The sequence below is a fragment of the Amycolatopsis sp. NPDC054798 genome (assembly GCF_053611505.1).
Window position 1 is genome coordinate 1 of sequence record NZ_JBSHAM010000051.1, and the last position, 14,696, is coordinate 14,696.

The following is a 14,696-nucleotide window of genomic DNA, read 5'->3' on the forward strand; positions in this document are numbered from 1 at the left end:
GCCCCAATGCCACATTGGGTGCGCTGAACGCACCGAACGCCACATTGGGTGCATCTGACGCACCCAATGTGGCATTGGGGCAGAGCCCGCCGCATCGTCCCCGCCGCAGCCCGCCGCAGCCCGCCGCAGCCCGCCCCGCCGCCCCGCCGCCCCGCCGCCGCGCCGAAGCCCGCCCAACCAGCCAACGCCGCACGAGATTCCCCGCATCACTGTCTCGGCGCCCCGCCCCGCTTCGGGCGCTCCACTGTTTCGGTCTCCCCATCTCGGTTCGGGTACTCCGCTGTCTCGGCACCCCACCTCGCTTCGAGCGCTCGCTGTCTCAACACCCGCCCCCCTCCAAGCCCTCCACCACCCCGGCACCCCCTCCCACCTCGGGGCACTCCAGGACCCTCCGCCCCACCGGATAGGCTGCCCGGCATGAGTGCGGTCTACGACTGCGGCAAGCGCGATTCCCGAGCCGAAGGCCTGTCCGCGGCGGCTGCCGCGGTGCGGTCGAGCCGGCTGGTCGTCCTGCCGACGGACACGGTGTACGGCATTGGCGCCGACGCGTTCGACGCGGGCGCTGTCCAGGCGTTGCTGCGGGCGAAGAACCGCGGCCCGGACATGCCGGTCGGCGTTCTCGTCGGTTCCTGGTCCACTGTGGACGGTCTGGTGCTCGGCGTTCCGCCGCAGGCGCGGGCGCTCATCGAGGCGTTCTGGCCCGGCGACCTGTCGATCGTGCTGCCGCACGCGCCGAGTCTGCAGTGGAATCTCGGCAACTCGCGCGGCACGGTGATGCTGCGGATGCCGTTGCACCCGGTCGCGCTGGAGCTGCTGCGCGACGTCGGCCCGATGGCGGTGTCGAGCGCGAACGTCTCCGGGCGTCCGCCCGCCTCGACCGCCGAGGAGGCACAGGAGCAGCTCGGCGATTCGGTGTCGGTGTATCTCGACGGCGGATCGAGCGGGGAGCCGGTGGCGTCGTCCATCGTGGACCTGACTGGCGACAAGCCGGTGGTGCTGCGCGAGGGCGCGGTCACGAAGGCGGCCATCGCCGAGGTGATGGGCATCGACCCGGAGACGCTGGACTGATCCGGGCAAGTGACTGCCGTTCACCGGGGCCGCACGCGGGCGCGGTAGCGTGGCGCGGTGACTCCGACCTCCCGGCGGGCGTGACGCGGTCATGCCTGTAGTCCAAGGACTTCTCCCGATCCGGGAGTACCTGCTCGTCGCGCTGACCGCGACCGCGGTGACCTATCTGCTGACCGGCGTCGTGCGGCGCGTGGCCATCCGGATCGGTGCGATCGCCAACCCTCGCGCGCGCGACGTGCACGTCAAGCCGATCCCGCGGATGGGCGGGGTCGGCATCTATCTCGGGATCGCCGCGGCGATGGGGCTGGCGCACCAGCTTCCCGCGCTCAGCCACGGGTTCGACGTCTCCTACGACGCGGTCGGCGTGCTGCTCGCGGCGGGCGTCATCTCGCTCATCGGCGTGCTGGACGACCGGTTCGAGCTCGACGCGTGGACGAAGCTCGCCGGACAGGTCATGTGCGCCGGGATCCTCGTCATCTTCGGCGTGCAGTGGGTGTCGTTCTGGGTGCCGTGGGGCGGCAACGGCGATTCCATCGGCTCGGTGCTGGTGCTGGACAAGAACCAGGGCGCGCTGCTGACCGTGGTGATGGTCGTGGTGATGGTCAACGCGATGAACTTCGTCGACGGCCTCGACGGGCTGGCCGGCGGGCTCGGCTTCATCGCCGCGACGGCCACCTGCGCGTTCTCGCTCGGCCTGCTCGACAACGCGGGCGGCGACTTCGGCGCGTACCCGCCCGCGCTCATCGCGGCCGCGCTCGCCGGGGCCTGTCTCGGTTTCCTTCCGTACAACTTCCAGCCGGCCAAAATTTTCATGGGCGACTCCGGATCGATGATGATCGGGCTGATGCTCGCCGGGGCCACCACCTCGGCCAGCGGCCGGGTCAACTACACCCGGTTCTCCGCCTCGGACGCGCTGGCCCTGCTGTCCCCGCTCGTGGTCGTGGTCGCGGTGCTTTTCGTGCCGGTGCTCGACCTCGTGATGGCCGTCGTCCGGCGCACCCGGCGCGGGCAGAGCCCGTTCGCCGCGGACAAAATGCATTTGCACCACCGGTTGCTGGAAATCGGCCATTCGCAACGGCGTGCGGTGCTGCTGATCTATTTGTGGGCCGGAATCCTGTCTTTCGGCGCGGTCTCCATCACGATTTTCGACAGCCCGGTCGTGTTCTGGGCGATTGGCGCCGCATTGGTGGTCGCGGTGCTGGTTTCACTGGTGCCGCGGCTGCGTTCCCGGCACCGCCACGGCGTGTGAGCCCGCGGGCGGTCTATACTGGCGGGTCGAACCGAACGAGGAGCGATTGCAGTGAGCGACACCGAGACGCCCGAGACGCCTCAGGCCAAAGCTCCGGAGAACCCGCACGCCGCGCCAGTGCGTCAGCTGGCGCGCTCGATGACGCGCGCCTCGCTGCTGTTCACCCCGCCGTTCATCCTGGTCTGCATTGTGCTTTTCACTGTCCTCAACGGACTGCACGGCTTCCTCGGGGCACTGGTCGGCGGCGTGCTGGCGATGATCGCCTCGCTGTCGACGCTGGGCATGATGAAGGTATCCGCCGGACAGGACCCCTCGCTGGTGATGCTCATCGCGCTCGGCGGTTACGCGGCCAAGGTCATCCTGCTGTTCCTCGCGCTGACCCTGCTCAAGGGCGTCACCGTGCTGCACCCGCTTTCGCTCGGCATCACGATGATCGTCGCCATTCTCGTGGCCGCCGCCGTCGAGTTCGCCGCATTCCGCAAAGCGCGTATCCCGACCATCATTCCCGCCTCGAATTGACGGATTCGGGACAAGGGTCCCAGCCGGATCCGGGACCTAAGTCCTGGACCGTTCGGCTGGTTAGGAGTACGCCTGTACGGCAGTGATTGACCTGCTGGTATGGTCCGCGTCATGGGTGGCGGCCTCGGCCGCGCACTCCCGACGACGAACCGCGATCAGCAGTGTGGCGACCGGATGGTTCCGCCTCTCCTTCCACTTCTGGTCCGAAGTAGACCGCAGGGCAGTGTTCACGCGAGACATCCCTCGTGCGCAGACCGGTGACTGGCTCCGCGCACGGTGGGTACCGCCGCCTCCGGCGTCCCGATGAGTATCGGGTACGTTAAGTCCAGATCGTGACGATTCCCCCGGCGGAGTGAACGCCGGCCGGGAGAACCGGGAGGAGCCCAGTGGCCGCGCTGGTACTGACCGAGGGTGCGACCTTCGCGCCCCCTGGCGCCGAAAGCTTTGAGCTGCCGCCGTTGTTCGGCTTCGTCACGAAGCCGATGCTTCTGGTGGTGCTCTCGGTGATCATCATCGCGGGGTACTTCCTGCTGGCGACGCGCAAGCTGAAGGTCGTCCCGAGCAAAGGCCAGTTCGTGGCCGAGGGCATCTACGACTTCGCGCGCAACAACATCGCCCGCGAGCAGATCGGCTCGAAAGACTTCCAGCGCTTCGTGCCGGTCATCTTCGCGTTGTTCACCTTCATCCTGCTGAACAACCTCTACGGGGTCATCCCGTTCCTGCAGTTCCCCACCATGGCGCGGTTCGGATTCCCGGTCGCGTTGTCGGTGCTCGTGGTCTACCCGGTTTACCACTACGTCGGGATCAAGAAGCACGGCCTCGGCGGGTACTTCAAGAAGGAACTCGCTCCGGCCGGCGTCCCCGGGCCGGTGCTTCCGCTGTACGCGCTGATCGAGTTCGCGGAGAAGTTCTTCCTCAACCCGCTCACGCTCGCCATCCGTGTTTTCGCGGCCATGTTCGCGGGACACCTGATCCTGGCGGTCTTCACCCTCGGCGGCACCTTCCTGCTGACCGAGACCTCGAGCATCGCGCTGAAGCCGGTGTCGCTGGTGGCGTGGATCTTCGCCATCGGCCTGACGTTCCTGGAGGCCTTCATCCAGTGCCTCCAGGCGTACATCTTCGCCCTGCTGTCCGCGGGGTACATCGGCGCCGCGCTGGCGTCGGAGCACTGAGAACACCTAAAGACCCCGATCCGCGTGAGTGCGCGGACCGAAGTGAAGGGAAACGCACGTGAGCAACATCGTTCTGGCCCAGGCCGCCGCCGAGACCATCAACCTCAACAAGGGCCTCGCCGCGATCGGCTACGGCCTGGGCGCGATCGGCCCGGGCATCGGTGTGGGCCTGATCTTCGCCGCGGTGATCAACGGCACCGCGCGTCAGCCGGAGGCCCAGAGCAAGCTGCAGGGCATCGGTTACGCCACCTTCGTGCTCACCGAGGTGCTGGCCCTGATCGGTATCGTCATCTACTTCATCGCCTCCGCCTGAGTCGTCCGCTCTCGCGTAAGGAGACGTTGTGCTGAAGACCGAAATGGTGCTCGCAGCAGATGCACACAACCCGATCGTTCCGGACCCTTCGGAACTGATCCTCGGCATCGTCGCCTTCCTGATCCTGCTGTTCATCCTCAAGAAGTACGTCGTCCCTCGTTTCGAGAAGGCGTACGAGGAGCGGGCGCAGAAGATCGAAGGCGGGATCGAGAAGGCCGAGAAGGCTCAGGCAGAAGCCGAGAAGGCGCTGTCGGAGTACAAGGCGCAGCTGGCGGACGCCCGTTCCGAGGCCGCGAAGATCCGCGACGACGCCCGGCTCGAAGCCGAGCAGATCAAGGCGGAGCTGCGGGAGCAGGCCGAGTCCGAATCCCAGCGGATCGTGGCGCAGGGCCACGCCCAGCTGCAGGCGCAGAAGGCGCAGATCGTCGCCGAGCTGCGGGCCGAGATGGGCCGCAACGCGGTCGAGCTGGCCGGCCGCATCGTCGGCGAGTCGCTCGAGGACGAGGCGCGCCGCCGGGGCACCGTCGACCGGTTCCTCGCGGAGCTGGACACCGCCGGGGCCACTAACGGAGCGGGGAAGTAACCAGAGATGACGCTGCATGCTGCGAGCCGTGAAGCGCTCGACCTCGCCGAGCGCAAGCTCGGCGAGGTGCTGGCCGGAGCCGACCCCACAGTGTCGGCCTCGGTCGGGGACGAGCTGCTCTCGGTCGTCGACCTCCTCGACCGCGAAATCGGCCTGCGCCGCGCGGTCGGCGATTCTTCGGTCGCTCCGGAGAGCCGCCAGGGCCTGGTCCGCCGCCTGCTCGACGGAAAGCTGAGCGAGCAGGCCCTGCAGGTGCTCGACACCGTGGCGGGCAGCCGCTGGTCCAGTCCCCGCGAGCTGGTGGACGGGCTCGAATCGGTCGGCCGTTCGGCGCTGCTCACCGCCGCCGAAAAGGCCGGGAACATCGAAACCGTCGAGTCTCAGCTGTTCCAGGTCGCGCGGATCGTCGCGGGCGCCCCGGAACTCGAGACGGCGCTGTCCGACCTGGCCGCTCCGGCCGAGGCGAAGCGGAACCTCGTCCGCGCGCTGTTCGCGGACAAGGTCGACGCGGTCACCGAAATCCTCGTCGAGCAGGTCGTGCGGCGCGCCAAGGGGCGCGGCGTCGGCAACGGGCTCGACAAGCTGGTCACGCTGGCTGCGGAGCGCCGCGAACGCTCGGTCGCGTACGTGACCTCGGCGAACGCGCTCACCGACGAGCAGCGGTCCCTTCTCGGGACCAAGCTCGACGGCATCTACGGGCGGCCGATCGCGCTGCACGTCGAGATCGACCCGGCACTCGGCGGCGGCCTCGTCGTCCGCGTCGGGGACGAGGTCATCGACGGCAGCACCTCCGGGCAGCTGGCGGCGGTGCGCCGCACGCTGAGCCGGGCCTGAGCGGCACCACAGACTTTGCACACTGGACAGAAGAGAAGCGAGAGCGGGAACGAAATGGCGGAGCTGACGATCTCCTCGGACGAGATCGCCCACGCGATCGGGAATTACGTCTCGAGTTACGCCCCCTCGGTGGAGCGGGAAGAGGTCGGCGTCGTCGCCGACGCCGGCGACGGCATCGCCCACGTCGAGGGGCTGCCTTCGGCCATGGCCAACGAGCTGCTCGAGTTCCCGGGCGGCGTGCTGGGCGTGGCGCTGAACCTGGACGCGCGCGAGATCGGCGCCGCGATCCTCGGCGACTTCGAAAGCGTTGAAGAAGGCCAGCAGGTCAAGCGGACCGGCCAGGTCCTTTCGGTGCCGGTCGGCGACGGCTACCTCGGCCGGGTGGTCAACCCCCTCGGCCAGGCCATCGACGGCCTCGGCGAGATCGAGACCACCGGCCGCCGCGCGCTGGAGCTGAAGGCCGCCTCGGTGGTCGAGCGCCAGCCGGTGACCGAGCCGCTGCAGACGGGCATCACCGCGATCGACTCGATGACCCCGATCGGCCGCGGCCAGCGCCAGCTGATCATCGGCGACCGCAAGACCGGCAAGACCGCGGTCGCGGTGGACACGATCATCAACCAGAAGGCCAACTGGGAGACCGGCGACCCGAAGAAGCAGGTCCGCTGCATCTACGTCGCGGTCGGCCAGAAGGGCTCCACGATCGCCTCGGTGAAGACGGCGCTCGAGGAAGCCGGCGCGATGGAGTACACCACCATCGTCGCGGCCCCGGCGTCCGACTCGGCGGGCTTCAAGTGGATCGCCCCCTACACCGGCTCGGCCATCGGCCAGCACTGGATGTACGAGGGCAAGCATGTCCTGATCGTGTTCGACGACCTGACCAAGCAGGCCGACGCCTACCGCGCGATCTCGCTGCTGCTGCGCCGCCCGCCGGGCCGCGAGGCGTTCCCCGGCGACGTCTTCTACTTGCACTCCCGTCTCCTCGAGCGCTGCGCGAAGCTCTCGGACGAGCTGGGCGCGGGCTCGCTGACCGGCCTGCCGATCATCGAGACCAAGGCGAACGACGTGTCGGCCTACATCCCGACGAACGTCATCTCGATCACCGACGGCCAGTGCTTCTTCCAGTCCGACCTGTTCAACTCGGGCCAGCGCCCGGCCATCGACGTGGGCATCTCGGTGTCCCGAGTCGGCGGTGCCGCGCAGGTCAAGGCGATGAAGAACGTTTCGGGCTCGCTCCGCATCGACCTGTCGCAGTACCGCGAGCTGGAGGCGTTCGCCGCCTTCGCCTCGGACCTCGACGACGCGTCGAAGGCGCAGCTCGAGCGCGGTGCCCGGCTGTACGAGGTGCTCAAGCAGCCGCAGTACTCCCCGGTCCCGATCGAGGAGCAGGTCGCCACGGTGTACCTGGGCACGAGCGGTCACTTCGACTCGGTCCCGACCCCGGACGTGCGCCGGTTCAACCACGAGCTGCTCGAGTCGATGCGGCGCAAGCACCCCGAGGTGCTCGGCGCGATCCGCGACACCGGCAAGTTCGAGGACGACACCCGCGACGCGATGATCGCGGCGGTGAACGAATTCAAGAAGGAGTTCACCACCTCCGAGGGCAAGCCGCTCGAGTCGAACGCCGACGCGATGGCCGCCGAGAAGGTCGGGCAAGAGACCGTCAAGGTCAACAAGCCCGCTCCGAAGAAGTGAGCTGGTAGCCCATGGCCGCACAACTCCGGGAGCTTCGCTCTCGCATCAAGGCGACGAAGTCGATCAGCAAGATCACCAAGGCGATGGAGCTGACCGCCACCGCGCGGGTCGGCAAGGCGCGGGCGAAGGTCGCCGCTTCCCGGCCGTACGCGGAGGAGATCACCAAGGTGCTCTCCGCGCTGGCCGGCGCGGCGGCCAGTCTCGACCACCCGATGCTGGTCGAGCGCCCGAACCCGAAGCGGGCCGCGGTGCTCGTCGTGACCAGCGACAAGGGCCAGTGCGGCGGTTACAACTCCAACGTGCTGCGGGCGACCGAGGAACTGCTCGCGCTGCTGCGGTCGGAGGGCAAGGAGCCCGAGGTCTACGTGACCGGCAACAAGGGGCTCGGCTACTACCGCTTCCGCGGCCGCGAGGTCGTCAGCAGCTGGACCGGGTTCTCCGACCGGCCGTCCTACACGAACGCGGTGGAAGCCGGCGAGATGCTGGTGGACCGGTTCCTCGCCGGAACGGCCGCGGGCGAGCCCGGCGCCACCGACGGGGTGGACGAGGTGCATGTCGTCTACACCGAGTTCGTGTCGATGCTGACGCAGCGCCCGGTGGCCAAGCGCGTCGCGCCGCTCGAGGTCGAGTACTCCGAGGGCGAGGACGAGAAGCCGGCCGGTCTGCTGCCGAGCTACGAGTTCGAGCCGAGTGCCGACAAGCTGCTGTCCGCGCTGCTGCCGAAGTACATCAACACCCGGCTGTACTCCGCGCTGCTGGACTCCGCGGCCTCCGAGCTGGCGGCCCGCCGCACGGCGATGAAGGCCGCTTCGGACAACGCGAACGAACTGGTGAACACGCTGACGCGGGAGGCGAACCAGGCCCGGCAGGCGCAGATCACCCAGGAGATCTCCGAAATCGTCGGTGGCGCGAACGCGCTCACCGCAGCAGGAAGTGATGACTGATGACCAGTACTGAAGCCCCGCGCGCCAAGGGGCGCATCGTCTCGGTGACCGGGTCGGTCGTCGACGTCGAGTTCCCGCGCGGTTCCGTCCCCGACCAGTTCAACGCGCTCAAGGTCGACATCGAGTTCGAGCAGCTGCGCAAGACGGTGACCCTCGAGGTCGCCAGCCACCTCGGCGACAACCTGGTGCGCACGATTTCGCTGCAGGCGCAGGACGGTCTCGTCCGCGGCGCGGAGGTCACCGACACCGGCGGCCCGATCACCGTGCCGGTGGGCGACAAGGTCAAGGGCCACGTCTACAACGCGCTCGGCGAGTGCCTCGACGTGCCCGGCTACGGCGACGACCTCGAGCGCTGGGGCATCCACCGCAACCCGCCGCCCTTCGACCAGCTCGAGGGCAAGACGGAGATGCTGGAGACCGGCCTGAAGGTCGTCGACCTGCTGACCCCGTACGTGCAGGGCGGCAAGATCGGCCTGTTCGGCGGCGCGGGCGTGGGCAAGACGGTGCTGATCAAGGAAATGATCACCCGTGTCGCCCGGAACTTCGGCGGTACGTCGGTGTTCGCCGGCGTCGGCGAGCGCACCCGTGAGGGCAACGACCTCTTCCTGGAGATGTCCGAGGACGGCGTCATCAACGACACCGCCCTCGTGTTCGGCCAGATGGACGAGCCGCCGGGCACGCGTATGCGCGTCGCGCTGTCCGCGCTGACCATGGCGGAGTACTTCCGCGACGTCCAGAACCAGGACGTGCTGCTGTTCATCGACAACATCTTCCGGTTCACCCAGGCCGGTTCCGAGGTGTCGACCCTGCTGGGCCGGATGCCTTCGGCGGTGGGCTACCAGCCGACGCTGGCCGACGAGATGGGCCAGCTGCAGGAGCGGATCACCTCGACCCGGGGTCGTTCGATCACCTCGATGCAGGCGATCTACGTGCCCGCGGACGACTACACCGACCCGGCCCCGGCGACGACGTTCGCCCACCTGGACGCCACCACGGAGCTTTCCCGCGGCGTGTTCCAGAAGGGCATCTTCCCGGCGGTGGACCCGCTGGCGTCGACGTCGACGATCCTCGACCCGGCGATCGTCGGCGAGGACCACTACCGCGTCGCCTCCGAGGTCATCCGGATCCTGCAGAAGTACAAGGAACTGCAGGACATCATCGCGATCTTCGGCATGGACGAGCTTCCCGAAGAGGACAAGCTGACCGTGCAGCGGGCGCGCCGGATCGAGCGGTTCCTGTCCCAGAACATGCTGGTGGCCGAGGCCTTCACGCAGATCCCGGGCTCGACGGTGCCGCTGTCGGAGACCATCGAGTCGTTCGACCGCATCACCAAGGGCGACTTCGACCACTACCCGGAGCAGGCGTTCCTGGGCATCGGCGGTCTCGAGGACCTCGAGAAGAAGTACCACGAGATCACCGGCAAGTGAGTGCGTGAGACCGGCGGGGGCACTGTCCATTGTGGACGCCAGCCCCCGCCGTTCTCGTAACCGAAGCAAGACCTATTACACTCGGTGGTGACACCCCGAGCGAAGGAGTGCTACGTGGCTGAGATGTCCGTGGAGCTGGTTGCCGTCGAGCGCCGGCTCTGGTCGGGTACCGCCACCTTCGTGGTGGCGCAGACCACCGAGGGCGAGATCGGCATCATGCCCGGACACGAGCCGGTGCTGGGCCAGCTCGTCGAGGGTGGCGTGGTGAAGGTGAACACGACGGACGGCGACGTGCTGACCGCCGCGGTGCACGGCGGCTTCCTGTCCGTCACCGCGACCGGGGTGAGCGTGCTCGCGGAGAGCGCCGAACTGTCCGACGAAATCGACGTGGCCGCCGCGAAGGCAGCCCTCAGCACCGGCGACGAGGCCGAGCGGACGAGGGCCACGGCCCAGCTCCGCGCGGCTGGACAGTCGGTCTGACCGGACTAGACGGGCAGGAGCCGGGCCGTGCAGATCGCTGTCGTGGTGCTAGTGCTCCTGATCGTGCTCGTCGTCGTGGTCGGCTGGTACGGCCAGCGGTGGATCCGGATGCGCCGCGGAGGCGGCGTCAGCGTCGCGCTGCGGTGGCGTCCGGACAGTCCCCGTTCGAGCTGGCACCTCGGCCTCGGCCGGTACGAGGGCGAGAAGTTCGTCTGGTACCGCGTGTGGAGCCTGCGCACCGGCCCGGATCGCGTGTTCCAGCGGGAAAGCATGCAGATCGCCGACCGCCGGGACCCGTCCGGTTCCGAGGCGTACGCGGTGCCTGAGGGGTCGACGGTGCTGCGCTGCGAGTCCTCGGACCAGGAAGCGATCGAGATCGCGATGGGCCCGGGTGCGCTGACCGGGTTCCTGTCGTGGCTCGAATCGGCTCCGCCGGGACGAAGGCTGCCCCGGGCTTCGTGACTTTTTCAGCCGGGCCCGCCACCGTGGAAACACGGGGCCGGGCCCGGCTTTTTTCCCGTCTCGTGCACCGGGTTCGCGGGGCTACCCTTGAGGCATGGACGCCCGAGAACGGGAAGACCGGGCCCGCCGCTGGCAGACCTTGCCGAAGCCGGTGCGGCTCGAGGAACTGACCGCCGCCCAGGCTGTGGAACCGGGCCGCGATTCGACGTGGGACGTCGACTACGAGCGTTACTGGGCCGCTCAGGAAGCTACCTGGGCCGGGCGGTAGCGGAGCGCACGATCTCCGTGAAGCGTGCCGGTTTCTCGCCGTGCACGTTGTGCCCGCTGTCCACCCGGACGAGTTGGACGTCGCTGATCAGCGAGGCGATCCGCCGCGCGTCGTCCGCGTCGATCGCGCCCTGCAGCACGCCGTCGTCGCCGTACTTCCAGTTCGCGTGAATCAGGATCGCTGGCGCTTCGATCTTGCGCAGCGTGGCTTCGTGGTCGAACCCTTCGTCCCAGGCTCCGGTGTGGAACGCGTCGCCGAAACGCGGGTCGTAGTGCTCGATCGCGCGCTGCATGTCGTTCCAGCCCGGCGGCATGAAGAACACCGTGATCGGCCGGTCCGGATGCTTCGCCCGCCGGGCCAGTCCTGACCGGACAATTCGGTGCGCGCCGCCGCCGAAGAAGTCCCAGAGCTTCTGGTGCGCGAACAGGAACGCGCCCCAGTCGGATTCCCCGGACTCCAGGTACGTGTGACAGGCATTGGCGAGGTCGACCCAGTTCCAGGTCTTCCGTGCCCGCGGCAGCAAGGTGGTGAACAGCGGCGGGTCCTCCAGCACGACCGCCCGGACCAGGCCCGGCCGGTGCCCGGCGAGCCAGGCCGCCAGCTGCCCGCCCGACGAATGCCCGGACACGACGGCCCGCGATCCGATCACCTCTTCGACGAACCCGGCCAGATCGGCGCCGATCGCGGCTGCGGTGTACTTCTCCGGCGTCCGTTCGGACAAACCGTGGCCGTGGACGTCGACCGCGTACACCGTGAAATCCCGCGCCAGGTCCGGCAGCACGCGTGCGTAGCTGTGCCAGTCGACGGCCTGGCCGTGGATCAGCAGCAGCGGCGGCTTGCCGCCCGCCGGGCCTTGGGCGTAGTGCAGTTTCGAGCCGTTGAGCAGCACGTCGTGTTCGGTGAATCCGGCACGCCGGGTGCGGGCCATTGCCCAGTCGTACGTCTTGAGGTTGCGCGCGGCCCAGGCGCCCGCGGCGAGCCCCGCCGCCAGCGCGGAGGCACTGGCGGCGATCAGCCGCCCGGCTGCCACAGGACGTCGCCTTCGGGATTGGCCAGGCGGGCGAGGATGAACAGCAGGTCCGAGAGCCGGTTCAGGTATTTGGCCGCGATCGGGTTGGACGTGTCCGGCTCGGCCTCCATCAGCGCCCACGCCGACCGTTCCGCGCGGCGGGACACCGTGCGCGCCTGGTGCAGGAACGCCGCGCCCGGGGTGCCGCCCGGAAGGATGAAAGACGTGAGTTTCGGCAGCCGTTCGTTGAACTCGTCGCACCAGCCTTCGAGCCGTTCCAGGTACGCCTCGGTGATGCGCAGCGGCTCGTACGGCGGGTCTTCCTGGATCGGCAGGCACAGGTCCGCGCCCACGTCGAACAGGTCGTTCTGGATCCGGCGCAGCACGCCGGAGATCTCGTCGGGGAGCCCGCCGAGCGCGATCGCCAGGCCGAGCACGGAATTGGCCTCGTCGGTGTCGGCGTAGGCGGACAGCCGGGCGGAGGTCTTGGGCACCCGGGAGCCGTCGCCGAGCGCGGTCGTGCCGCTGTCGCCGACCTTCGTGTAGACCCGGTTGATACGAACCACCATGCGCCCGACTCTACCGGCCCGGGTTCGGGCAAAACTGGGCGAGAGGGCATGATTGGCGGCCATGAGCGAGCACTTCGACGTGCATGGCGGAGCCCGGCTGGTCGGCGAGGTCGACGTGGTCGGCGCGAAGAACAGCGTGCTGAAACTGATGGCCGCGGCACTGCTGGCCGAAGGCACCACGACCATCACGAACTGCCCGCAGATCCTGGACGTCCCGCTGATGGGCGACGTCCTGCGCAGCGTCGGCTGCGAGGTGGAGATCGAGGGCGACACGGCGCGCATCACCACGCCCGCCGAGCTGTCGCACCGAGCCGATTCGGCGGCGATGGGCAAGCTGCGCGCTTCGGTGTGCGTGCTGGGCCCGCTGGTCGGGCGCCTGAAGCAGGCGGTCGTCGCGCTGCCCGGCGGCGACGCGATCGGCCAGCGTCCGCTGGACATGCACCAGAACGGCCTGCGCAAGCTGGGCGCGACGAGCACCATCGAGCACGGCTGTGTCGTCGCGAAGGCCGAAACGCTGGTCGGCACCCAGATCTGGCTGGACTTCCCGAGCGTCGGGGCGACCGAGAACATCCTGATGGCGGCGGTGCTGGCCGAGGGCACGACGGTGATCGACAACGCCGCCCGCGAACCGGAAATCGCCGACATCTGCACGATGCTGACCGAAATGGGCGCGAAGATCGAGGGCGCGGGCACCTCGACGCTCACCGTCCACGGCGTCGAGACGCTGAACCCCACCGAACACCGCGTGATCGGCGACCGCATCGTCGGCGCGACCTGGGCTTTCGCCGCGGCGATGACCCGCGGCGACCTGACCGTGCGCGGCGTGAACCCGCACCACCTCGACCTGGTCCTGGACAAACTGCGCCTGGCCGGCGCGGAGGTGACCACCTACGACGACAAGGGTTTCCGGGTCGTCCAGCCGGAACGGCCGAAGGCGGTCGACTGGGTGACGCTGCCGTACCCCGGTTTCGCCACCGACCTGCAGCCGTTCGCGGTCGCGCTGTCGGCGGTGTCCGAGGGCACGTCGATGATCACGGAAAACGTGTACGAGGCCCGGTTCCGGTTCATCGAAGAGATGATCCGGCTGTCCGGCGACGCGCGCACGGACGGCCACCACGCGGTGGTCCGGGGCGTGGAGAGGCTGTCGAGCGCGCCGGTGTGGGCGTCGGACATCCGGGCGGGAGCCGGGCTGGTGCTGGCCGGGTTGTGCGCGGACGGGGTGACCGAGGTGTGGGATGTGTTCCACATCGACCGCGGGTATCCGCATTTCGTGGAGAACCTGAACCGGCTGGGCGCGCGGATCGAGCGGGTGGAGGGGGAGCCGGAGCGGGCTTGAGCGGTCCCGTGGTCGCGAAGCGGGGGAGGCTGGTTGTCCCCGCTTCGCGAGTCGGTGGTGTCAGGCATCTTCCCGGCTTGGTCGTCCCGGCCGGGAACGCGGCTGAGGAGAATCCTGTGTCCGGCGGTCGGTAAATATTCGCCGGAGCGCGGTCTTTCGGTCGCTGGTCACGCGCGCAACGCGCGCACCACCATCTCCGTCACCTGATCCAAATAGCCATCCTCCACCGGGGCGCCGCGCACGATCAGCCGCCAGTAAACGATCCCTGCGCCCATGTCCAGGGCCAGTTCGATATCCGTGTCCGCCGGGATCTCCCCGCGCTCGATCGCCCTGGTGAACACCTCCCGGTTGATGGCCCGCCGAGGCCCGCCGATCGTCAGGCGGGCGAATTCGGCCATCGCCGGGTTTCGGCGGGCTTCCGCGATCAATCCGGGGAAGATCCGCGAAAACCGCGGATGCGAGATCCATTCGCTGAATGCCTCCAGCGTGGCCCGGATATCGCCGCGCAGGCTGCCGGTGTCCGGGTCCACCGCGCGCGCCACGCTGAATTCCGCGATGACCGCGCCGATCATTTCGTTTTTCGACGGCCAGCGCCGGTATAGCGCGCTTTTCCCGACCCCCGCGCGTTTCGCGACCGCTTCCATAGACAGCCTGCCGAAGCCGTGGTCGGCCAGTTCGTCGATCACGGCTTCGGTGATGGCGTAAGTGACGTCGGGCTGCAGAACGGCAGCCCCGGTCGGCGTCCGGCGGGGTGTCATGCCGATCAGCATA

Annotated in this window: 17 protein-coding genes; 14 read left to right on the top strand and 3 right to left on the bottom strand. The window is 68.7% G+C overall.

Annotation, left to right across the window (positions count from 1 at the left end; genetic code table 11):
* Nucleotides 1-417 precede the first annotated feature (417 nt).
* From ACWGIC_RS27680 to ACWGIC_RS27740, 13 genes are all read left to right on the top strand, one after another.
* Nucleotides 418-1,068: an L-threonylcarbamoyladenylate synthase gene (locus tag ACWGIC_RS27680; protein ID WP_452078850.1), complete on the top strand. Its 651-nt coding sequence runs from the start codon at nucleotides 418-420 to the stop codon at nucleotides 1,066-1,068.
* A 91-nt stretch (nucleotides 1,069-1,159) separates the two neighbouring features.
* Nucleotides 1,160-2,317, top strand: a complete 1,158-nt coding sequence (locus ACWGIC_RS27685) for a glycosyltransferase family 4 protein (RefSeq protein WP_452078851.1) — start codon at nucleotides 1,160-1,162, stop codon at nucleotides 2,315-2,317.
* A 51-nt stretch (nucleotides 2,318-2,368) separates the two neighbouring features.
* The gene (locus tag ACWGIC_RS27690; RefSeq protein WP_452078852.1) at nucleotides 2,369-2,836 is read left to right on the top strand and encodes a hypothetical protein; all 468 of its coding nucleotides are present in this window, start codon (nucleotides 2,369-2,371) and stop codon (nucleotides 2,834-2,836) included.
* Between the two features lie 386 nt (nucleotides 2,837-3,222).
* Nucleotides 3,223-4,008: a F0F1 ATP synthase subunit A gene (atpB, locus tag ACWGIC_RS27695; RefSeq protein WP_452078853.1), complete on the top strand. Its 786-nt coding sequence runs from the start codon at nucleotides 3,223-3,225 to the stop codon at nucleotides 4,006-4,008.
* Between the two features lie 58 nt (nucleotides 4,009-4,066).
* On the top strand, nucleotides 4,067-4,321 hold the full coding sequence (locus ACWGIC_RS27700; RefSeq protein WP_009082593.1) for an ATP synthase subunit c family protein: 255 nt from the start codon (nucleotides 4,067-4,069) through the stop codon (nucleotides 4,319-4,321).
* Between the two features lie 28 nt (nucleotides 4,322-4,349).
* Nucleotides 4,350-4,904, top strand: coding sequence for a F0F1 ATP synthase subunit B (locus tag ACWGIC_RS27705; protein ID WP_452078854.1), 555 nt, complete (start codon nucleotides 4,350-4,352; stop codon nucleotides 4,902-4,904).
* A gap of 6 nt (nucleotides 4,905-4,910) precedes the next feature.
* Nucleotides 4,911-5,738, top strand: a complete 828-nt coding sequence (locus tag ACWGIC_RS27710; protein WP_452078855.1) for a F0F1 ATP synthase subunit delta — start codon at nucleotides 4,911-4,913, stop codon at nucleotides 5,736-5,738.
* Nucleotides 5,739-5,792: 54 nt separating this feature from the next.
* Nucleotides 5,793-7,430, top strand: coding sequence for a F0F1 ATP synthase subunit alpha (gene atpA, locus ACWGIC_RS27715; RefSeq protein ID WP_452078856.1), 1,638 nt, complete (start codon nucleotides 5,793-5,795; stop codon nucleotides 7,428-7,430).
* Nucleotides 7,431-7,441: 11 nt separating this feature from the next.
* Nucleotides 7,442-8,374, top strand: a complete 933-nt coding sequence (locus ACWGIC_RS27720) for a F0F1 ATP synthase subunit gamma (RefSeq protein ID WP_452078857.1) — start codon at nucleotides 7,442-7,444, stop codon at nucleotides 8,372-8,374.
* Entirely contained in the window at nucleotides 8,374-9,801 is a 1,428-nt protein-coding gene (atpD, locus tag ACWGIC_RS27725) for a F0F1 ATP synthase subunit beta (RefSeq protein WP_452078858.1), read from the top strand. The genes ACWGIC_RS27720 and atpD overlap by 1 nt, the downstream gene beginning before the upstream one ends.
* Nucleotides 9,802-9,915: 114 nt before the next feature.
* Entirely contained in the window at nucleotides 9,916-10,281 is a 366-nt protein-coding gene (locus tag ACWGIC_RS27730; protein ID WP_009082582.1) for a F0F1 ATP synthase subunit epsilon, read from the top strand.
* Between the two features lie 27 nt (nucleotides 10,282-10,308).
* The gene (locus ACWGIC_RS27735) at nucleotides 10,309-10,743 is read left to right on the top strand and encodes a DUF2550 domain-containing protein (RefSeq protein ID WP_037815359.1); all 435 of its coding nucleotides are present in this window, start codon (nucleotides 10,309-10,311) and stop codon (nucleotides 10,741-10,743) included.
* 94 nt (nucleotides 10,744-10,837) lie between these two features.
* Entirely contained in the window at nucleotides 10,838-11,011 is a 174-nt protein-coding gene (locus ACWGIC_RS27740; protein WP_452078859.1) for a hypothetical protein, read from the top strand.
* On the opposite strand, the gene ACWGIC_RS27745 is transcribed toward ACWGIC_RS27740, so the two are convergent.
* Complete coding sequence (locus tag ACWGIC_RS27745; RefSeq protein ID WP_452078860.1) at nucleotides 10,992-12,041, bottom strand: alpha/beta fold hydrolase; 1,050 nt, start codon at nucleotides 12,039-12,041, stop codon at nucleotides 10,992-10,994. The two genes, ACWGIC_RS27740 and ACWGIC_RS27745, sit on opposite strands and share 20 nt — an antisense overlap.
* A complete protein-coding gene (locus ACWGIC_RS27750; protein WP_452078861.1) occupies nucleotides 12,023-12,589 on the bottom strand; it encodes a cob(I)yrinic acid a,c-diamide adenosyltransferase in 567 nt (188 codons plus the stop codon). The genes ACWGIC_RS27745 and ACWGIC_RS27750 overlap by 19 nt, the downstream gene beginning before the upstream one ends.
* Nucleotides 12,590-12,650: 61 nt before the next feature.
* Here ACWGIC_RS27750 and murA point away from each other — a divergent pair, with 61 nt between their 5' ends.
* Nucleotides 12,651-13,925 (top strand): UDP-N-acetylglucosamine 1-carboxyvinyltransferase, encoded by a 1,275-nt coding sequence (gene murA, locus ACWGIC_RS27755; protein ID WP_452078862.1) that lies wholly within the window; start codon nucleotides 12,651-12,653, stop codon nucleotides 13,923-13,925.
* A 167-nt stretch (nucleotides 13,926-14,092) separates the two neighbouring features.
* On the opposite strand, the gene ACWGIC_RS27760 is transcribed toward murA, so the two are convergent.
* Complete coding sequence (locus tag ACWGIC_RS27760; protein WP_452078863.1) at nucleotides 14,093-14,695, bottom strand: TetR/AcrR family transcriptional regulator; 603 nt, start codon at nucleotides 14,693-14,695, stop codon at nucleotides 14,093-14,095.
* Nucleotide 14,696: the final 1 nt, after the last annotated feature.